At 67.0% G+C, this 20,099-nt stretch carries 13 protein-coding genes and 1 riboswitch; of the genes, 6 read left to right on the top strand and 7 right to left on the bottom strand.

What is annotated here, in order from left to right:
* Nucleotides 1-101 precede the first annotated feature (101 nt).
* The 4 genes from EDF74_RS13100 to EDF74_RS13085 all read left to right on the top strand — a co-directional run bounded on the left by EDF74_RS13100 (nt 102) and on the right by EDF74_RS13085 (nt 6,856).
* Nucleotides 102-1,811, top strand: a complete 1,710-nt coding sequence (locus tag EDF74_RS13100) for an ArnT family glycosyltransferase (protein WP_123730881.1) — start codon at nt 102-104, stop codon at nt 1,809-1,811.
* 101 nt (nt 1,812-1,912) lie between these two features.
* On the top strand, nt 1,913-2,683 hold the full coding sequence (locus EDF74_RS13095; protein WP_123730508.1) for a phosphatase PAP2 family protein: 771 nt from the start codon (nt 1,913-1,915) through the stop codon (nt 2,681-2,683).
* Nucleotides 2,680-4,332 carry a phosphoethanolamine transferase gene (locus tag EDF74_RS13090; RefSeq protein WP_123730507.1) on the top strand — a complete coding sequence of 551 codons (1,653 nt, stop codon included), beginning with the start codon at nt 2,680-2,682 and terminating at the stop codon, nt 4,330-4,332. Before EDF74_RS13095 ends, EDF74_RS13090 begins: the two co-directional genes overlap by 4 nt.
* Before the next feature lie 529 nt (nt 4,333-4,861).
* A complete protein-coding gene (locus EDF74_RS13085) occupies nt 4,862-6,856 on the top strand; it encodes a M2 family metallopeptidase (protein ID WP_123730506.1) in 1,995 nt (664 codons plus the stop codon).
* 138 nt (nt 6,857-6,994) lie between these two features.
* Here EDF74_RS13085 and EDF74_RS13080 read toward each other — a convergent pair whose 3' ends face one another.
* Both EDF74_RS13080 and EDF74_RS13075 read right to left on the bottom strand, forming a co-directional pair.
* Entirely contained in the window at nt 6,995-7,381 is a 387-nt protein-coding gene (locus EDF74_RS13080; protein WP_123730505.1) for a hypothetical protein, read from the bottom strand.
* A 72-nt stretch (nt 7,382-7,453) separates the two neighbouring features.
* Nucleotides 7,454-8,677 carry a multidrug effflux MFS transporter gene (locus EDF74_RS13075; RefSeq protein ID WP_123730504.1) on the bottom strand — a complete coding sequence of 408 codons (1,224 nt, stop codon included), beginning with the start codon at nt 8,675-8,677 and terminating at the stop codon, nt 7,454-7,456.
* A 281-nt stretch (nt 8,678-8,958) separates the two neighbouring features.
* Nucleotides 8,959-9,060, top strand: a riboswitch (glycine riboswitch).
* 89 nt (nt 9,061-9,149) lie between these two features.
* Here EDF74_RS13075 and gcvP point away from each other — a divergent pair.
* Nucleotides 9,150-12,029 carry an aminomethyl-transferring glycine dehydrogenase gene (gene gcvP / locus EDF74_RS13070; RefSeq protein ID WP_184997236.1) on the top strand — a complete coding sequence of 960 codons (2,880 nt, stop codon included), beginning with the start codon at nt 9,150-9,152 and terminating at the stop codon, nt 12,027-12,029.
* 745 nt (nt 12,030-12,774) lie between these two features.
* Here the strand turns inward: gcvP and EDF74_RS13065 are convergent.
* The gene (locus tag EDF74_RS13065; RefSeq protein WP_123730502.1) at nt 12,775-14,166 is read right to left on the bottom strand and encodes an amino acid permease; all 1,392 of its coding nucleotides are present in this window, start codon (nt 14,164-14,166) and stop codon (nt 12,775-12,777) included.
* Nucleotides 14,167-14,247: 81 nt separating this feature from the next.
* Nucleotides 14,248-14,958 carry an AraC family transcriptional regulator gene (locus EDF74_RS13060; RefSeq protein ID WP_123730501.1) on the bottom strand — a complete coding sequence of 237 codons (711 nt, stop codon included), beginning with the start codon at nt 14,956-14,958 and terminating at the stop codon, nt 14,248-14,250.
* Nucleotides 14,959-15,140: 182 nt separating this feature from the next.
* On the opposite strand from EDF74_RS13060, the gene EDF74_RS13055 reads away from it, so the two are divergent.
* Nucleotides 15,141-17,231, top strand: coding sequence for a catalase (locus tag EDF74_RS13055; protein ID WP_123730500.1), 2,091 nt, complete (start codon nt 15,141-15,143; stop codon nt 17,229-17,231).
* Between the two features lie 27 nt (nt 17,232-17,258).
* On the opposite strand, the gene EDF74_RS13050 is transcribed toward EDF74_RS13055, so the two are convergent.
* The 3 genes from EDF74_RS13050 to EDF74_RS13040 form a co-directional block, all read right to left on the bottom strand.
* On the bottom strand, nt 17,259-18,056 hold the full coding sequence (locus EDF74_RS13050; protein WP_123730499.1) for a hypothetical protein: 798 nt from the start codon (nt 18,054-18,056) through the stop codon (nt 17,259-17,261).
* 94 nt (nt 18,057-18,150) lie between these two features.
* Nucleotides 18,151-19,416 (bottom strand): sensor histidine kinase, encoded by a 1,266-nt coding sequence (locus tag EDF74_RS13045; protein WP_123730498.1) that lies wholly within the window; start codon nt 19,414-19,416, stop codon nt 18,151-18,153.
* Complete coding sequence (locus tag EDF74_RS13040; RefSeq protein WP_123730497.1) at nt 19,413-20,099, bottom strand: response regulator transcription factor; 687 nt, start codon at nt 20,097-20,099, stop codon at nt 19,413-19,415. The genes EDF74_RS13045 and EDF74_RS13040 overlap by 4 nt, the downstream gene beginning before the upstream one ends.

The following is a 20,099-nucleotide window of genomic DNA, read 5'->3' as shown; positions in this document are numbered from 1 at the left end:
GTAGCGGCAACCGTGTCGGAATCCGGTCGCAATGGGGTGGTTTACGACGCTTTTCCTACGCTGTCGGGGAGACAGTGGCTGTTTTGCCGACGAGCCTGCGCGTGCCCGACTCCTTCTTCCTGCGGCGGTGGCCGCGTGTGCTGGTCTGCCTCGCTCTGCTGCTGGCACTGGCCGCCGGCATCGGCCTGCGCCAGCCCTCCCCGCCCGATGAACCGCGTTTCGTGCTCGCAGCACGGGCCATGGTCGCGTCCGGCCAGTGGCTGCTGCCACACCGTGGCAGCGAGCTGTATGCGGAAAAGCCGCCGGTCTTCATGTGGATGCAGGCGGCCAGCCATCAGCTGTTCGACGGCTGGGCCCTCGCCTTTCTGGTGCCCTCGCTGCTGGCCGCGCTGCTCACGCTGTGGCTGACCTGGGACCTCGGCCGACGCCTGTGGACCCGACGCATCGGCTGGTGGGCGATGCTCGCCTTGTTCAGCTGCCTGCAGTTCGGCCTGATGGCCAAACGGGCCCAGATCGACATGGTTCTGGTAGCGATGACCACTCTGTCGCTGTGGGGGCTGCTGCGCCACCTGCTGGAGCGCCGCAACCGGCCGGTGCTGTGGCTGGCCGGGTTCGCCGCCGGCCTGGGCACGGTGACCAAGGGCGTCGGCTTCCTGCCGCTGCTGGTGCTGGTGCCGTTTGCCCTGTGGCGCTGGCGCAACCGTAGCACGGCGCTGCCGCCGGGCACCGCGCGCGATCTGTGGTGGCTGCTGCCGGCCTTCCTGCTCGGCACCGCGGTCTGGCTGGCACCGCTGGGGGTGGCGCTGCTGCACTCGCCCGACCCCGCCCTGCACGCGTATGCGCGCGAACTGCTGTTCAAGCAGACCGGCACCCGCTACGCGAACGCCTGGCACCACGTGAAGCCGGCGTGGTACTACCTGCAGGTGATGGCGACGTTGTGGCTGCCCGGCAGCCTGCTGTTGCCGGCGCTGATCCCCGCGTGGTGGCGCCGCCTCAACCGCCTGGACGGGCGCTGGTGGCTGTTGCTGGGCTGGGCGCTGCTGGTACTCGTCTTCTTCAGTGCCAGCCCGGGCAAGCGCGAGGTGTACCTCTTCCCGATGCTGCCCGCGCTATGCCTGGCCGCCGCACCGCTGCTGCCCGGGCTGCTGCGCCGGGCCGGGCTGCGCTGGCTGCTGTGGGCGTATGTCGCCGTGCTGGGCGCAGCGGCGCTGTACATCGGCACGCAGCTGTGGAGCGGCAGCGCGTGGGCGCACCTCCAGCTGGCCCGACGTGCCATGCCCGATGCACTGCTGCCCGTGCTGGGCGGCTGGTTGATCGCCTTCGGCGTGGCGCTGCTGGCCTTGGCGCTGTGGTGGCGCCAACGGCGCGCGGGCGCACTGGTGGTGGCGACCGCCTTCCTGCTCTGGAATCTGTACGGCTGGGTGTTGATGCCCACGCTGGATCCGTACAGCTCCGCCTCCGCCGTGATGCAGCGGGTGGGCGCACGGATCGGGCCGGAGGCCGAGCTGGGTGTAGTGGCCTGGCGCGAGCAGAACCTGCTGCAGGCCGACCGCCCGGTGACCGATTTCGGCTTCAAGACGCCATGGGAGCAGCAATGGCACGCCGCCGGCCCGTGGCTGGCGCAGGCGCCAGCACAGCGCTGGCTGCTGGTGCTTGATGAGGCGATCAGCCCGTGCGTGGATCCCTCGGCGGTGATCGAGATCGGCAGCGCCAACCGCAACCGCTGGCTGCTGTTCCCGGGAACCGCGTGGCGAGCGGACTGCCATGCCGCAGTGACGGCCAACGACACCGGGCGGGACGAAGAAGACTGAACGATGGGTCGCGCTTAACTGACGGGCAACATCGCTCCGACCGCTCTCCGACACCCCGCTGACGACCATGGCGCCGGAATCTCCCGCCGGCCCCATTGTCCATGTTCCCAGCGTCCACCGTTGCCGTTTCCTCCGCGCCAGTGGCGACCGCCACGCCGCGCTTCCTCCGCGACCACCTCTGGGCTCCGCTGGCGTTGACCCTGCTCGCCAGCGCTGTGCTGATGGGCGTCGGGGGCGACCAGTGGCTGGCCGACCAGTGGTATCGCCTGGAGGGGCAACAGTGGGCGCTGCAGAACGCTTGGGTCACCACTCACCTGATCCATCACGCCGGCAAATGGGCCAGCAGTGCCGCGGCACTGGCGGCGATCGTGCTGTGCACCCACGCCTGGCGCAGTGAGCGCGCGGCCGCATGGCGCTGGCCGCTGCTGTACCTGGTGCTGGCGGTCGCGCTGGGGACCGGTCTGGTCTCGCTGCTCAAGTCACTGACCAACATGGACTGCCCGTGGGATCTGGCCCGCTACGGCGGCACCCGCCCGTTCATCGGCCTGTTCTCGATCCGCCCGACCGGCATGCCGCGCGGTGTGTGTTTTCCCGGCGGGCACTCCAGCGCTGGCTTCGCCTGGATCAGCCTGTATTTCTTCGCCCTGATGGTGCGCCCGGCGTGGCGGTGGCGTGGCCTTGGGGTCGGCCTGCTGGCCGGTGGGCTGTTCGGGTTCTCGCAGCAGTTGCGCGGTGCCCACTTTCTCTCGCACGACCTGTGGACGCTGGCCACCTGCTGGGCGGTATCGCTGAGCCTGTATCTGCTGGTTGAACGCGTCCGGTTGCGCGAACGCAGCGCTGCATTGGGCATCGCGCAGGAAGACGCAGCATGAGCGCGACCCTTCCACGCGTTGCGCGCTTTCCCGCACTGGCCACCCTGCGTGCGTGGCGTCCGCAGTGCACGACCGAGACCCTGATCGTGCTCACCAGCGTGTTCTTCGCGCTGGCCTGCAATGGCCTGTTCTGGCGCAACGCGATGGCGACCCACCCGGGCAGCATCCGCTTCGCGCTCTCGCTGCTGCTGTTCCTGGTCGGCGCGCACAGCCTGTTGATGGGCCTGCTGGTCTGGCGCTGGAATGCCAAGGTCGTGATCAGTGTGCTGCTGCTCGGCACCGCACTGGCCGCGCACTACATGAGCAGTTACCACATCTATCTGGATGCGGACATGCTGCGCAACGTGCTGGCGACCGATCACAAGGAAAGCGGCGAGCTGATCACCCCTACGCTGATCCTGCCGCTGCTGCTGTTGGCCCTCGCCCCCATGCTGCTGCTGTGGCGCGTGCAGCTGCGCCGGCGCACGCTGGGCAGGGCGCTGCTGTGGCGCATCGGTTTCCTGCTGCTGTCGGCGCTGATCGCCTTCGGCGGGGCGATGCTGTCCTTCCAGGAAATGTCATCGCTGATGCGCAACCAGCGCGAGGTGCGTTACCTGGCCACGCCCGGCAACTTCCTGCTCGGCCTGCCCAAGGCACTGCGTGGTGACAATCCGATCCAGCGCGCTCCCAAGCTGCCGATCGGCATGGATGCCAAAGCGACTCCACGTGCTGCGGGCGGCCGCCCGCGTTTGCTGGTGATCGTGATGGGCGAGACCGCACGCGCGCAGAACTGGGGCCTCAACGGCTATGCCAGGCAGACCACGCCGGAACTGGCCCAGGCCGGGGTGATCAACTTCCCGGACATGCACTCCTGCGGCACCAGTACCGAGGTCTCCCTGCCCTGCCTGTTCTCGCCGTACGGGCGGCATGACTACGACGAAACGAAGATCCGCGCACACCAGTCACTGCTGCACGTGCTGGACCACGCGGGGATCAGCACCTTGTGGCGCGACAACCAGTCCGGCTGCAAGGGCGTGTGCGAGGGTCTGGAAATGCAGGCACTGGACGATGCCAGGCACCCGACCCTGTGCGCCAACGGGCGTTGCATGGACGAGATCCTGATCGACGATCTGGCCACCCAGGTGCGCGCCAGACCGGGCGACCGCGTGGTGGTGCTGCATCAGCTGGGCAACCACGGCCCGAGCTACTTCGAACGCTATCCGGCGCGCTTCCGTCGCTTCACGCCGACCTGCGACACGCCGGACCTGGGCAAGTGCAGCCGCGAGCAGATCACCAACAGCTACGACAATGCGCTGCTGTACACCGATCACCTGCTGTCGCGCACGATCGGCACGCTGAAAGGCATGGACGACTACGACACGGCGATGATCTACCTCTCCGATCACGGTGAATCGCTGGGCGAAAAGGGCTTGTATCTGCACGGCGTGCCGTATGCGATCGCCCCGCAGGAGCAGACCCGCGTGCCGATGACGATGTGGTTCTCGCCGTCCTTCGCGGCCAATCGCGGGCTCAACCTGGCCTGCGTGCGGGAGCGTGCGGGCAAGTACACCGACCACGACAATCTGTTCCCGTCGGTGCTGGGGCTGATGCAGATCAAGACCTCGGTGTATGAACGTGACCGGGATCTGTTTGCGTCGTGCGAGGTTTGATCCGTTCGGCGCGCAGTGTCCAGTGCCTTGAGCGAAGCGCTGTCCAGCTTTTCGGTCTTCCGTTTGGGTCGAGGCAGGCCATACCCCGGCGGGACGCGCCGTAAACCCGTCCTTGGGGGCTCGACGTGCGCCATCCATGGCGCCCGACGGTCCCGCCACGGTATGGCCTGCCTCGCCCCCACAGATTGCGTTGTCGGAACGGCAGGCAAAGGCAAAACATTCGCTTAGACAGTCAACGTTCGCTTTGAACGCCGTTGTTTCTCCATGCACACCGACCCACTGTCGACGGGGCGGTGTGGGTGGGTTGGCGGGACCGTTATGCGCCATGGATGGCGCATATCGAGCCCCCAGGGACGGGTTCACGGCGGGTCCCGACAACCCGCCCGCACCGACCCAAACCAGGATGCAATGACGCCACGCCGTTGACGTTGGCGCTACGATCCCACGCGAACCCTGCTGCCCTGCCCCTTGCGGTGCGCCCGGCGCTTCACTAGCCTTCGCCGGTCTGTCACCACCCAAGGATGTGCCCGTGAACCACCGCCCGCTCCTGCTGGCCCTGGCAGTCAGTGCTGCCGCACTGACGCTGGCGGCCTGCCAGAAGGAACCGTCCCCCGCCGATGCACCGGCCACGGGCACCACCCAGTCCAAGGAAACCGCGGACCAGTTCATCGCCCGCGTCAACGCCGAGTACAAAGCCATGTACCCGGAAATGACCTCGGCCCAGTGGCTGTCCTCGACCTACATCAACGACGATTCCGAGCGCGTCGCGGCCAAGGCCAACGAACGCTGGCTCACCGTCCTCAATGGCTGGATCACCCAGGCCGGCCAGTACGACGGCCAGCCCATGAGCGAAGACACCAAGCGCCAGATCCACCTGCTCAAGCTGATGACCTCCATGCCCGCCCCGCGCGACCCGGCCAAGCTCTCCGAGCTGACCCGCATCGCCAGCCGCATGGAAGGCGCCTACGGCTCCGGCAAATACTGCACCGATGAAGCCAACCCGCAGACCTGCCGCCAGCTCGGCGATCTGGAACAGGTCCTCGCCCGCAGCCGCGACTACGACAAGCAGCTCGACGCTTGGCAGGGCTGGCACGGCACCACCAAGCCGATGCGCGCCGATTACGAACGCTTCGTCAGCCTGGTCAATGAAGGCGCCAAGGAAATGGGCTTCGCCGATGCCGGCCAGATGTGGCGCAGCGGTTATGACATGCCCGCCGACCAGATCGGTCCGGAAACCGACCGTCTCTGGGACCAGGTCAAGCCGATGTACGAGCAGCTGCACTGCTATGCCCGCACCAAGCTCGACGGTACGTACGGCAAGGACAAGGCCGAGGTCAACGGCGGCCTGATCGCCGCGCACCTGACCGGCAACATGTGGCAGCAGGACTGGTCCAACCTGTGGGACCAGCTGGAACCGTATCCCGGTGCCGGCAACCTGGACATCACCGCCGCGCTGGAAAAGCAGTACCAGACCAACCTCAGTGGCGCACTGGCCAAGGCCGGCAGCGGCGCGAACGTGGAAGCGTTGTACAAGGCGCAGCGTGAAGCCGAACTGCGCACCGCCAAGCAGATGACCGAGCGCGCGCAGGACTTTTATGTATCGCTCGGCATGCCGGCACTGCCGAAGTCCTACTGGGACAAGACCCAGTTCATCAAGCCGCTGGACCGTGACGTGGTCTGCCACGCCAGCGCGTGGGACATGAACATGGAAGGCGACGTGCGCACCAAGATGTGCATCAAGCCGAACGAAGAAAACTTCACCACCATCTACCACGAGCTGGGCCACATCTATTACGACCTGGCCTACAACCCGCTGCCGCCGTTGTTCCAGGGCGGTGCCAACGATGGCTTCCATGAGGCGATCGGCGACACCATCGTGCTGGCGATGACGCCGCAGTACCTCAACTCGATCGGCCTGGTCGACACCCCGCAGGAAAGCCGCGAGGCAACCATCAACGCGCAGATGCGCATGGCCCTGAGCGGCGTGTCGTTCCTGCCGTTCGGCCTGATGATCGACCGCTGGCGCTGGGGTGTGTTCGATGGCTCGATCACCCCGGACCACTACAACCAGGCATGGTGGGACCTGAAGGCCAAGTACCAGGGTGTGGCGCCGGCCAGCGCACGCGGAGAGGAGTTCTTCGACGCGGGTGCCAAGTACCACGTGCCGGGCAACACCCCGTACACCCGTTACTTCCTGGCCCGCATCCTGCAGTTCCAGTTCTACAAGGGCCTGTGCGACGCCTCCGGCTACAAGGGCCCGCTGCACCAGTGCAGCTTCTACGGCAACAAGGAAGCCGGCCAGAAGTTCTGGGCAATGCTGAGCAAGGGCGCCAGCCAGCCGTGGCAGGCCACGCTGAAGGAAATCACCGGCGGCGACAAGCTCGATGCCGGCCCGATGATCGAGTACTTCACCCCGGTCAACGAATGGCTCAAGCAGCAGAACCAGGGCCAGATGTGTGGTTGGCAGGTACCGCCGGCCACGGCTGCCGCCCCGGCCGCACCGACGGCGCCCGCGGCACCGTAACCGGTTGGGCCGGGCCCTGCCCGGCCGCAGCCTGCAATGAAAAAACCGGCCGAAAGGCCGGTTTTTGTGTCCCAGATGCTTTGGCCTGCGTCCGGCCTCGATGGGCCGGGACCACGTGCAACCACGCGTGGCGTGGCGCTACGACTTGGGTTTCAGGGCGGCCGCCAGCTCGGTCTTGAACTGCTCGAAGTCCATGCCGTCGGCCTTGGCCTCGGCGTGCGCGGCATCCTTCAACGCGTCCGAGTACACCAGCCGGACCGGCGTGCCCTGCCGCTCGTGCAGTTCGGCGGCCTGCATGATCAAGGCCAGCACGCGTGCCGCGCTGGTGGTCTGGCCGGCGATACGCCCATCCATGCCCAGCACCCACTCGCCATCGCGGCGTACCACGCCGGCCAACAGCGTACGTTGCTGGTCGCGCAGTTCGGCATGCGGCTCGACCGGCGGGGTGGCGGCCTGCTCGCGGTTGGCGGCCAGGGTTTCACGGCGCCGGCGGATGTCGCGGCGCAGTTTGGAGGTGGTCGACATCAGGGACTTCCGGACTGCATGAAAGGGCAAAGGATACCGCACGGGCCCTGATGGACCCGCCAGCCGCGTGGCCTACTCGATGGGTGTCAATACTTCGCGGCGGCGCTCGCAGTACCGCTCCCAGTACCAGAACGAGCCGCCCAGCGCGAAGAAGCCCATGTAGCCCAGCGCCAGATGCACCGGACTGCTGCTGAGCATCGGCGAGACCACACCGGCCACGACGGTGTTGATCATCAGCTGGATGAACATCTGCATCGAAGACGCCAGGCCGCGCTGGTGCGGGTACATGTCCAGGACCGCCAGCGCCAGCACCGGGAAGATCAGCGCCATGCCCACGCCGCCCAGGAAGATCGGCATCACCGCCCACGGCAGCGCGATCTGCTGCACCGAGAGCACGTAGGTGATGTTGAGCACGGCCGACACTGCGCACAGGCCGAATCCGATCGCGATCTGCCGCTGCGGCAGGATCCGCCCGGCCATCCGCCCGGACAGGAACGAGCCCATCGTCATGCCGCCGATGGTTGGAATGAACAACCAGGCAAAACCGCCCTCGCCCAGCTTGAGGTGCTGCATCACCAGCACCGGCGCCGAGGCGATGTACAGGAAAATGCCGGAGAAATTCAGCGCACCGGCGGCCGACAGCCGCAGCAGGCGCGCGTTGGAGCCCATGCGGGCATAGCTGCGCAGCAGTTCACGCATCGACAGTGGCGTGCGCGCCTCGACCGGATGGGTTTCCGGCAGCCACTTGCCCGTGGCCAGCAGCAGGACCACGCCGAACAGCACCAGGAACCAGAAGATCAGCGGCCAGTCGCCGCCGCCGAGCAGGATCCAGCCACCGATGATCGGGGCGATCGCCGGGGCCACACCGAAGATCATCGAGACCTGGCTCATCAAGCGCTGCGCGTCGGCACCGTGGTACAGATCGCGGATCACCGCGCGGCCGACGATCACGCCGACGCCGGCGGTCACGCCCTGCAACGCGCGGAACACCAGCAACGTGGTCATGTCCCGCGACAGCGCACAGCCGATCGAGGCGCCGATGAACAACACCAGCCCGCCGATGATCACCCGCTTGCGGCCGAAGGCATCCGACAGCGGGCCGTGCGCCAGGCTCATCAGGCCATAGAACAGCAGGTAGACGCTGATGGTCTGCTGCACCGCGACCTGGTCCACCTGCATGCGCTCGCCCAGCAGCAGAAAGGCCGGGAAAATGGTGTCGATCGAGAACGGACCGAACATCGCCAGGCCTGCAAGCAGCAGGGCCAGACGGCGGGTCGAGGGTGAGGCGGGCGTCATGCGGGCTTCCGTCAGCGGCCATGCGCACTGCACGGCGGGCGCCTGGCCCGGAACGGGCGGCGCCAGATGAATACGAGGATCCAGTGATCATAGGCCTTTGCCGCGCCCGGCACCATGCCCGAGGGCACGTTTCCGGGGTCGGGATGGTCCCGTATTCATGTAGCGGAAAGGCCCAGCGGCCGAAAGCGCTGGGCTATAATCGCCGGGCTACATGGTGGGAGAAGCGGACACCCGCTGCCGAAGGCGCAACGCCCGTAATCGCTCAGGCCCGATACCACCCGTACCAAAACTCTGGAGAGACCGGCGAGTGCCGGCGCCGAAGGGGCACGAAGCACGCAGATGCGCGCTTCCAAACTCTCAGGCAAAAGGACAGAGGGGCACCCAGGAAGACCGCAAGGTCCGGTGGATCGCTGTCGCCCGCGACGCGCCCTGGCCCCGGCCGCCTTCCGAACGTGCGTGCCCTCTCTTCCGGATGCCAGCCATGTCCCAGAACACCCCCTCCCTGCGCGAGCTTGAACACAGCCACGCGTTCGTCGAACGCCACATCGGCCCCAACGACGCCGAAATCGCGCAGATGCTCGACGTGGTCGGCCATGCCTCGCTGGACGCGCTGACCGATGCGATCGTCCCGGCCGGGATCAAATCGCCGGCACCGCTCGACCTGCCCGAGTCGCTGACCGAAGTGCAGGCACTGGCCAAGATCCGCGCCATCGCCGACAAGAACCAGGTGTTCCGCACCTTCATCGGCCAGGGCTACTACGGCACGCTGACCCCGAACGTCATCCTGCGCAACGTGCTGGAAAATCCGGCGTGGTACACCGCCTACACTCCGTACCAGGCCGAGATTTCGCAGGGCCGCATGGAAGCGCTGATCAACTTCCAGACGCTGTGCGCGGACCTCACCGGCATGGAGATCGCCAACGCCTCGCTGCTCGATGAAGCCACCGCCGCGGCCGAAGCGATGACGCTGGCCAAGCGTTCGGCCAAGTCCAAGTCCGATACGTTCTTCGTGCACGACGCCGTGCACCCGCAGACGCTGGAACTGCTGCGCACCCGCGCCGAGCCGATGGGCATCGTGCTGCGCGTGGGCACCCCGGCCGAGGCGATGGAAGCCGAAGCCTACGGCGTGTTGCTGCAGTACCCGGACACCTTCGGCCATATCGGCGATTACAAGGCGCTGGCCGATGCCGTGCACGCGCGCGGCGGCCTGGTCGCCGTGGCCACCGATCTGCTCGCACTGACCCTGATCGCCGCCCCCGGCGAATGGGGCGCGGACATCGTGGTCGGCAACTCGCAGCGCTTCGGCGTGCCGTTCGGTTTCGGCGGCCCGCACGCCGCCTTCATGGCCTGCCGCGATGCGTACAAGCGCTCGATGCCGGGCCGCCTGATCGGCGTCTCGGTCGATGCGCAGGGCAACGCTGCCTACCGCTTGACGCTGCAGACCCGCGAGCAGCACATCCGCCGCGAGAAGGCGACCTCCAACATCTGCACCGCCCAGGTGCTGCTGGCGGTGATGGCCTCGATGTACGCCGTGTACCACGGCCCGGAAGGCCTGACCCGCATCGCCCGTCGCACCCACCGCCTGGCCGCGATCCTGGCCGCCGCACTGCGCGGCGCCGGCGTCAACGTGGGCGAGCACTTCTTCGACACCCTGCACGTCAAGGATGTGGACGCCAAGGCGATCCACGCCAAGGCTGCGGCGGCGCGCATCAACCTGCGGGCGATCGACAGCGATGCAGTCGGCATCAGCCTGGATGAAACCGCGACCCGCGCCGACATCGTCGCGCTCGGCCAGCTGTTCGGTGCCACGGTCGACGTGGATGCACTGGATGCGGCCACCGCCGATGCGCTGCCGGCCGGCCTGGTGCGCACCAGCGACTTCCTGACCCACCCGGTGTTCAACACCCACCACAGCGAACACGAACTGCTGCGGTACCTGCGTTCGCTGGCGGACAAGGACCTGGCGATGGATCGCACCATGATCCCGCTGGGCAGCTGCACGATGAAGCTCAACGCCACCGCCGAGATGATCCCGGTGACCTGGCCGGAGTTCGCCAACATCCATCCGCTGGCTCCGGCCGACCAGGCCACCGGCTACAAGGAACTGATCGACGGCCTGGAAGCGATGCTGGTCGAGTGCACCGGCTATGACGCGGTCAGCCTGCAGCCGAACTCCGGCGCGCAGGGCGAGTACGCCGGCCTGCTGGCGATCCGCGCCTACCACCGCTCGCGCGGCGAAGGCCATCGCGACGTCTGCCTGATCCCGGATTCGGCACACGGCACCAACCCGGCCTCGGCGCAGATGTGCGGCATGAAGGTCGTGGTGACCAAGACCGATGCCAACGGCAATGTCGATCTGGACGACATCCGCGTCAACGCGGAGAAGTACAGCGACCGCCTGGCCGCGCTGATGATCACCTACCCGTCCACGCACGGCGTGTTCGAGGAAGAGGTGGTGGAGATCTGCGAGATCGTGCACCAGCACGGCGGCCAGGTGTACACCGACGGCGCCAACATGAACGCCCTGGTCGGCGTGGCCAAGCCCGGCAAGTGGGGCTCGGACGTCTCGCACCTGAACCTGCACAAGACCTTCTGCATCCCGCACGGCGGCGGCGGCCCGGGCGTCGGCCCGTGTGCGGTCAAGTCGCACCTCGCCCCGTTCCTGCCGAAGGTGCTGGGCGGCGAAGGCGATGTGGGCATGGTCAGCGCGGCCAGCTTCGGCAGCGCCTCGATCCTGCCGATCAGCTGGATGTACATCACGCTGATGGGCACCGCCGGCCTGCGCAAGGCAACCCAGGTCGCCCTGCTCAACGCCAACTACATCGCCAAGCGCCTGGCCCCGCACTTCAAGACGCTGTACACCGGCCGCAACGGCCTGGTGGCACACGAGTGCATCCTGGACGTGCGTCCGCTGGAGAAGACCTCCGGCATCGGCGCCGAGGACGTGGCCAAGCGCCTGATCGATTTCGGCTTCCACGCCCCGACCCTGAGCTTCCCGGTCGCGGGCACGCTGATGGTGGAACCGACCGAGAGCGAATCGCTGCACGAACTGGACCGTTTCATCAACGCGATGATCCAGATCCGCGAGGAAATCGCCGCGATCGAAGACGGCCGTCTGGACCGCGAGGACAACCCGCTCAAGCACGCCCCGCACACCGCCACGGCGGTCTCGGCCAGCGAGTGGGCCCACGCCTACCCGCGCGAGCTGGCGGCCTTCCCGCTGGCCAGCCTGCGCCAGCAGAAGTACTGGCCGCCGGTGGCGCGCGTGGACAACGTCTACGGCGACAAGAACGTGATGTGCGCCTGCATCCCGGTCGATGCGTACAAGGAAGACGAGGGCGTGGAGGTCTAAGCCTCCCTACCCTGACGCAACAGCAGACGGCCCGCGCAAGCGGGCCGTTTTTGTGTTGCCTCATGCCCCCACAATCTGGCGCACCGGCCGAGATCAACGTCGGCGAGATCCTGTGGCATGGCAGGGGTGTGCGGGTCCGCGGGACACGCCGTAAATCCGTCCCTGGAGGCTCGTGAGCGGCATCCATGCCGCTCCAACGGTCCCGCCAACCCACACACCCCCGCCCTCGACAGTGGGTCGGCTGCCTCTGAAAAAGCAAACGCGATCGCCGTGCAACGGAGGCGAGCACTAACACCTCATGCACTCATCGGATGACTGTCCATAGCATCAGCTTGGGCACCCAACGTTCAATGCTGAGTGCTAAGTGCTAAGTGCTGAGTGCTGAGTGCTAAGTACGCATTGCGCACTCAGTGTCGAACTTTGAGGTTTGAGCTTTGAGCGTTGTGTTGTGTTGTGTTGTGTTGTGTTGTGTTGCCAGCATCAGTGCATCGAACATCCCAGCACCAGCTCGGCAGCGTTCTGCGTTCTGCGTTCTGCTTTTGACTTCCCATTGCCCACCAGCCCCCTGTCAAAGGGTGGGCACGGGTGGGTTGGCGGGACCGTATGCCGCCATGGATGGCGGCATACGAGCTTACATGGACGTACTTGCAGCGGGTCCCGACAACCCACCCGTGCCCGCCCAGGCGAGCGGAGGCTCAAACCTGCGGCTGTTGGCTGTTGGCTGCTGGCTGTTAGCAGTTGGCAATCAGCTACCCCGACCAGCCCGCACCCGACGCGCAATCTCACTGCTCGCCGCAATCACCGCCGTCAGCGCCGCCATCGACAGGAACTGCAACCGCGTATGCGACTCGGAGAGCAGCAGACCGAAAATCAACGCCAACACCCCCAACCCGATCACCGTCAGATACGGATACCCCGCCATCCGGAACGGCAGACGCGTCCCATCCCGGTTCGCACGATGGCGCAGAATCAACTGCGACAACAACGAAATCGTCCACACCAACAGACACGTCGAGCCCACGATGTTGAGCAGCACCGGCAACACCTTGTCCGGGAACACCAGCTCCATCACCGTTGCCGCAAAACCAAACAGCACACTGGCCAGCACCGCGATGATCGGCACCTGGCGCGGATCGGTCCAGCCCAGCACCGCCGGGGCCTCACGGCGCTGCGCCAGCGAGTACATCATCCGCGACGCGCCGTAGAGATTCGCATTGAGCGCCGACAGCAGCGCGATCACCGCGATCAGCGTGATCGCCGTCGCCGCGCCCGGAATACTGGCGGCTTCCAGCACGGCAGCAAACGGCGACTTCAGCGCCTCGCTGGTCCACGGCACCACCGCGATGATCACGCTCAGCGAGCCGATGTAGAACACCAGGATGCGCCACGCCACGGTACGGATCGCGCGGGCGATGCTGCGCTCGGGATCTTCGGTCTCGGCCGCAGCCACCGCCACGATCTCGGTACCCCCGAAGGCGAACACCACCACCAGCAGCGCCGCGCCGATCCCGGCCAGGCCCTTGGGCATGAAGCCACCGTGCTCGGTGAAGTTGCGCAGGCCGGGCGAGGCCACGTCCGGCAGCCAGCCCATCAGCAGGGCCACGCCGATCAGGATGAAGCCGATGATCGCAGCCACTTTGAGGATCGCGAACCAGAATTCGAACTCGCCGAAGTTCTTCACCCCGAGCAGGTTGATCGCCGTGAAGAACAGCATGAAGGCCAGCGCGGCCATCGGGACCGGGATCGCCGGCCAGACAGTCGCCAGCAGCCCAGCGGCCCCCACCGCCTCGGCGGCGATGACGATTACCAGTTGTACCCACCACAGCCAGCCGACCGTGGCACCGGCGGTGGCACCCATGGCGTCGGCGGCGTAGACCGAGAACGCGCCGCTGGTCGGCTTGGCCGCGGCCATTTCGCCGAGCGCGTTCATCACGATGATCACCAGCGCGCCGGCGACCAGATACGACAGCAGCACCGCCGGTCCGGCGGCCTGGACGCCCACCCCGGAGCCGAGGAACAGGCCAGCGCCGATCGCGCTGCCCAGGCCCATCATGATCAGCTGGCGGGGCTTGAGCGCGTGCCCGAGGCGGGCAGCGGCGGGCGGAGTGGCGGAAGCCGGAGTCTGGGATGCGGGCATCGGAATCGATTGGCGGGCAACAAGTGCGACACCATACCCTGTCGGCCGCGCGACGGCATAGGCCACAAGCCCCACCCCGCCTCAGGCGGCCGCGCGCTCGCTGATCTGGGCGCGGTAGGCCCGTGGCGACAGCCCGACCTCGGCCTTGAACTTGCGGGTGAACGCGCTCTGGTCGGTAAAGCCGCAGGCCTGGCCGATGCTGGCGATGCTGTCCGGGCCATGCAGCAGATGCACCGCCATCTGGATGCGCAGCCGGGTCAGCACCTGCTGCGGGGTCATCTGGAACACCTTGCGGAAGGTGCGCTCCAGTTTGGACAGCGAGAACCCGGTGATGTCGAGCAGGGTCTGCATGCGCACGTTCTCGGCGTAATGCGCATTCAGATGCGCCAGCGCGAGGCGAAGCTGTTCGTACTGCGTGCCCAGGCTGTCCTTCTGGCCCAGATCGCGCGAGATCCCGATCAGCCCGCGGATCTGCCCGTCCACCACCAGCGGCCGCTTGCAGGTCAGGCACCACCCCGGCTCGCGGTTGGCGAACAGGTGCAGTTCCATCAGGTTCTCGATGACCTTGCCGGCCAGCACCTGCTCGTCCTGGGTGGCGTAATCGGCACCCAGCCCGGTCGGGTAGATCTCCGCTGCGGTGCGCCCGATCACGTCCTTGCGGGATTTCAGCCCCAGCCGACGCAACATGGTCTGGTTGATGTGTGTGTAGCGCCCGTCGCAGTCCTTCATGAAGAACAGGACGTCCGGGATCGCATCAAACAGGGCTTCGATGTCGGCAGGTTCAACGCGCATGCGGCGGGGAAAGACAGAAGGACACGCCATCAAGGATACCCGCCCGGGCGCCGCCGACCCAGCGCCGAAGCGCCACATGTGAAGCGCGGGTGCAAGCGGCGCCGCCTTTTCGCACCGTCGATTAACGCCCCGGCCGCCAGTGTGAAGCGATCCCCCTTCCCGCCAGCTCCCGGAGTCGCCTCATGGCCGCCAGCAAGAAAAGCACGAAGAACGCCCCTGCACCCGCCACCGATGTCCGTGGCGAAGGGGATGAACTGCACCAGCGTGCAGGCAATGGCCATCCCGTGCTGACCACCAACCAGGGCATCCCGGTCGGTGACAACCAGAACTCGCTGCGCGCCACCCCGCGCGGGCCGACGCTGCTGGAAGACTTCATCCTGCGCGAGAAGATCACCCACTTCGATCATGAGCGCATCCCCGAACGCATCGTGCATGCGCGCGGCAGCGCCGCCCATGGCTACTTCGAGCTGACCCGCTCGCTCGGCGAGTACACCCGCGCCCGTATCCTCAGTGAAGTCGGTGTGCGCACGCCGTTGTTCACCCGCTTCTCCACCGTGGCTGGCGGCGCCGGTTCGGTGGATACCCCGCGCGATGTGCGCGGCTTCGCGGTCAAGTTCTACACCAAGGAAGGCAACTGGGATCTGGTCGGCAACAACATCCCGGTGTTCTTCATCCAGGACGCGATCAAGTTCCCGGACCTGATCCATGCGGTGAAGATGGAGCCGGACCGTGCCTTCCCGCAGGCGGCGAGCGCGCACGACACCTTCTGGGATTTCGTCTCGCTGATGCCCGAGTCGATGCACATGATCATGTGGGCGATGAGCGACCGCACGATCCCGCGCTCGCTGCGCACCATCGAGGGCTTCGGCATCCACAGCTTCCGGCTGATCAACGATGCCGGCGAATCGACCTTCGTCAAATTCCATTGGCGACCGAAGCTGGGCATCCAGTCCACGGTGTGGGACGAGGCGGTCAAGCTGCAGAGCGCGGACAACGACTTCCACCGCCGCGATCTGTTCGAGGCGATCACCGCCGGCGACTTCCCCGAGTGGGAGCTGGCCGTGCAGCTGTTCACTGAAGAACAGGCCGACGCCTTCCCGTTCGATCACCTGGATTCGACCAAGATCATTCCTGAGTCGCTGGTGCCGCTGACCGTGATCGGGCGCATGGTGCTGGACCGCTGGCCGGACAACTTCTTCGCCGAGACCGAGCAGGTCGCCTACTGCCCAGCCAACGTGCCGCCGGGCATCGACTTCAGCAACGATCCGCTGCTGCAGGGTCGTCTGTTCTCGTATCTGGATACCCAGCTCAGCCGACTGGGCGGGCCGAATTTCCACCAGATCCCGGTCAACGCGCCCAAGTGCCCGTTCGCCAACCACCAGCGCGACGGCCACATGCAGATGAACATCCCGAAGGGACGGGTCGCCTACGACCCGAGTTCGCTGCAGGGTGACAGCCCGCGTGAGAGCGTCGACGGCTTCCCCAGTCACGCCACCGCGCCGGATGACGGCCGCAAGGGCCGCGTGCGCGCGGAGAGCTTCGCCGATCACTACAGCCAGGCCCGCATGTTCTTCCGCAGCCTGGAGGCACCGGAGCAGGCGCATCTGGCTTCGGCGCTGGTGTTCGAGCTCTCCAAGGTGGAGACGGTCAAGGTGCGCGAACGCACCGTGAGTCACCTGCGCAACATCGACGATGCACTGGCCAAGCGCGTGGCCGACGGCCTGGCGATGCCCGCGCTGCCCGAGCCGGCCGCCACGCAGACCCCGGCACAGGATTTCCCGAAGGCGCCGGAGGTGCGCATCATCGGCCGCACCAAGGACCTGCTCAAAGGCCGCTGCATCGGCATCCTGTTCGACGAGGGCTCCGATGCAGCCTTGATCGCCAACCTGCGCAAGGCGGCCGACAAGGCCGGGGCCAGCGTCAAGCTGGTCGCGCCCAAGATCGGTGGCGCCAAGCTCAGTGACGGCAAGACGCTGGCCGCTGATGGCCAGCTGGCGGGCACGCCCTCGGTGGTTTTCGATGCGGTCGCCGTGGTGCTGAGCAGTGATGCCGCCAAGAAGCTGAGCAGGGAATCGGCCGCGATCGATTTCGTCAGCGACGCCTGGGCCCATCTGAAGGCGATCGCTGCCGATGACGGTGCACAGGCGCTGCTGAAGATTGCCCGGGTCGGCAACGATGCTGGCGTGGTCGAGGCGGAGGACGCCAAGGCCTTCCTGGCTGCGGCGGCCACCCGCCAGTGGGCGCGTGAACCCAAGGTGCGCACGCTCGCCTGAAGCCGTGCGCGGAGCGCCGTGCTGATCTCAGCGCGGCGCGGGGGGCGGCGCCGGGGCCTGTTTGGGCACCGGCGCCGGCTTCACCGGCAGGGCCATCGACTGCAGCCGCCGGATCGAGCCGATCGGCACGGCCTCGGCACGGCGCTGTGCCGGCCACCACAGGAACACGAACGCGCTGCTGGAGCCCAGCAGCTTCGCAGTGCCGGGCAAGGTGGCGCTGTCACCGTTGAGCATCACCTGGACCGGCGTGCCTCCGTTGCCATCCCGGATGGCTTCGGCCTTGTTCAACGCATACAGTGCGGCGCCGATGGCCATGAAGCAGACCACCCCCATGCACATGCCGGTCAGGGGGCGCAGCCCGGAAAACTCCCAGTTCATCCACGGCGATTCGGAGAACAGCATCCGCCATCCCCAATGCCGTGCACGCAGGCGTGCCACCTTGGCCGGGTTGCGCCGCCGCAGTGTTTCCGGCCAGCCCAGCAGCACCGCCAGCAGTGCGCCCAGCAGCAGGATCAGCACATAGGCCGGATCGCGCAGACCGGCGACCAGGAAGTCGCTGACCTGCAGGTAATCCAGGATCGACAGCCGGAACTTGAAGTAGAAGAAATAGCTCGACCACAGCCCCAGCGCGGACAGGAACACGTAGCCCGCGCTCACCATCAACGCCGGCTCCTGGCGCAGCAGGCGCCAGATCACCGCGACCATCGAGTCTTCGTTGCCATGCGTGACCGGCAGCAACGACCAGTCGGTCGGCGTCTGATCCGCCGCTGGTGTCTGCGACTCGCCGCCAGCGGCCGTCGCGATGCCCTCGTCCCTGTTCCCCATGCGCCCCTCCCCGTTCAGCAGAGCATCGCGCACTTTGGCGGTGGACGGAAGCGGGCGTGGCAGTGGGCGGATGTGGTGCGAGGAGCGCCCCGCTTCAGTGCACGCTGAAACTGGCCACCGTGGCGTGCTCGGTTCCCTCGATGCGCAGGTCGATGGCGAAGCGGTCGCACAGCCGGTACACGATCGCCAGGCCGAGCCCAAAGCCGGCACTGCCTTCGCCTTTGGCGAAAGGCCGCACGATCGTGTCAGGGTCACCGGCCGGTGCGGTGTTGCGGATGCGCAGCCGTCCGGCCGCGACATCGATGTGCACCTCACCTGCCCGCGTGTGCGCGAACGCATTGCCGACCAGATTGGCCAGCAGCATGTGCAGCACCGGCCCGGGCACCGTCAGGCGCACGTTGCCGGGTACCTCGACACGCACCTGCACCGGCTTGCCGTCCAGCAGCGCGGCCTGCTCGACTACTACCTGTTCCAGTACCGGCAGCACCGCCAGTGGCAGCGCGTCCTGCTCAAGGCTCTCTTCGCGGGCCAGGGTAAGCAGGGTGATCACCGTTTGTTCGAGCTGACGCGCCGAGTGCTGCACATGCGCCAGCTGCAACCGTCCGGCCACAGACAGCTCCGGTTCGTTGGCCAGCTGTTCGGTCGCGCTGCGGATTACCGCCAAGGGGGTGCGCAGCTCATGGCTGGCATCCCGGGTAAAGGCATGTTCGCGGGCAACAAAAGCACGCACCCGCCCGGTCAGGTTGTCCAGCCCCCGGGCGAGCACGCCGATTTCATCATCGGGGAACTCGGCCGCGAACCCGACTGGCAGTCGATCAGGCGCCATCCCATCGACCAGTGCGGCCAGCTTGGACAAGGGACGCGTGGTGCGTCGTGCCAGCCACGCACCGGCCAGCACGGCAACGACCACCACGGCCAGCCCGGACCAGGCCAGCAGCCCCAGAATCTGGCCGCGCATCGGCCGCACCACCAGCTGCTCGCTGACCTCGGCGACCAGCCATCCCGGTGTACCGGCGCCGACCGGCTGCAGTGCGCGCAGGTGATAGTGCCGCCCCTGCGTGCCAGCGAACTCGTGGCGCCACGGCTCGGCATCGAACGCGGTTTTCAGATCGGCCGGGAACGTGGCACTGCTTTCGTGCACGGTCATGAACGCGTTGCGCGGCGCCGACCAGATACCACCCGCGGCCCGCTGATCCAGCTGCTGATGCGCTTCCTGTTCGAGCATCGCATCGAAGAAGCGATCCTCCACGCTGTACACGAACACCGCCACGTACAGGCAGAACAGGCTGGCCACCGCCAGTGCGAACACCGCGAAGGCCAGCATCAACCGGTTGCGCAGGCGATGCACACGCGTCGTCATGCGTCGGCCTCCAGCTTGAAGCCGACATCGTGCACGGTCTTGAGCATGGGCCGATCGAACGGTTTGTCCAGGGCCTGGCGCAGCAGGTACAGGTGCGAGCGCAGCGGATCCGACGGTGGCGCTTCATCGCCCCACAGACGACGGATCAGCTCGCTGCGGGTCACCGTGCGCGGCGATGCCTCGGCCAGCAGCACCAGCAGGCGATACGCGGTCTGCGGCAGCTCAAGCACCTGGCTGCGGCGAGTCGCGCTGCCGCGGCGGCGATCGATATGCAGCGAGCCGATGCGCAGCACGTGACCCTCGCGCCGCTCATGCCGGTGCGCCAGCGCCAGGCACCGCGCCAGCAGTTCCTCACCGGCGAACGGCTTGACCAGATAGTCATCGGCACCGGCCTGGAAGCCGATCAGTTTGTCGCCGAGTGTGTCACGTGCGGTCAGCATCAGGATCGGGATGTGGCGGTCGGCCCGCTCGCGCAGATGGCTGCACACACCCAGACCGTCCATACCCGGCAGAGTCAGGTCCAGCACCAGCACGTCCGGCGGCTCGTCCAGCGCCATCTGCAGGCCGCTGAGCCCATCGGCGGCGAAGGCCACGCGATGGCCGCGCGCCTCCAGCAGCGTGGCCATGCCGGCGCGCAGCGCCGGGTTGTCCTCGATGACCAGGATGTGCAGGCCGTCATGCAT

This window comes from Stenotrophomonas rhizophila (assembly GCF_003751305.1).
GTDB lineage: Bacteria > Pseudomonadota > Gammaproteobacteria > Xanthomonadales > Xanthomonadaceae > Stenotrophomonas > Stenotrophomonas rhizophila_B.
The sequence above is the reverse complement of the archived record's forward strand: the minus strand, read 5'-3'. Positions and strand labels throughout refer to the sequence as shown.

Bases quoted from the DNA above. Each gene is read 5' to 3' on its own strand.
- EDF74_RS13095 (WP_123730508.1), top strand. From the start codon at position 1,913: ATGTTCCCAGCGTCCACCGTTGCCGTTTCCTCCGCGCCAGTGGCGACC.
- EDF74_RS13090 (WP_123730507.1), top strand. From the start codon at position 2,680: ATGAGCGCGACCCTTCCACGCGTTGCGCGCTTTCCCGCACTGGCCACC.
- EDF74_RS13080 (WP_123730505.1), bottom strand. From the start codon at position 7,381: ATGTCGACCACCTCCAAACTGCGCCGCGACATCCGCCGGCGCCGTGAA.
- EDF74_RS13075 (WP_123730504.1), bottom strand. From the start codon at position 8,677: ATGACGCCCGCCTCACCCTCGACCCGCCGTCTGGCCCTGCTGCTTGCA.
- gcvP (WP_184997236.1), top strand. From the start codon at position 9,150: ATGCCAGCCATGTCCCAGAACACCCCCTCCCTGCGCGAGCTTGAACAC.
- EDF74_RS13065 (WP_123730502.1), bottom strand. From the start codon at position 14,166: ATGCCCGCATCCCAGACTCCGGCTTCCGCCACTCCGCCCGCCGCTGCC.
- EDF74_RS13060 (WP_123730501.1), bottom strand. From the start codon at position 14,958: ATGCGCGTTGAACCTGCCGACATCGAAGCCCTGTTTGATGCGATCCCG.
- EDF74_RS13055 (WP_123730500.1), top strand. From the start codon at position 15,141: ATGGCCGCCAGCAAGAAAAGCACGAAGAACGCCCCTGCACCCGCCACC.
- EDF74_RS13050 (WP_123730499.1), bottom strand. From the start codon at position 18,056: ATGGGGAACAGGGACGAGGGCATCGCGACGGCCGCTGGCGGCGAGTCG.
- EDF74_RS13045 (WP_123730498.1), bottom strand. From the start codon at position 19,416: ATGACGACGCGTGTGCATCGCCTGCGCAACCGGTTGATGCTGGCCTTC.
- EDF74_RS13040 (WP_123730497.1), bottom strand. From the start codon at position 20,099: ATGCATGACGGCCTGCACATCCTGGTCATCGAGGACAACCCGGCGCTG.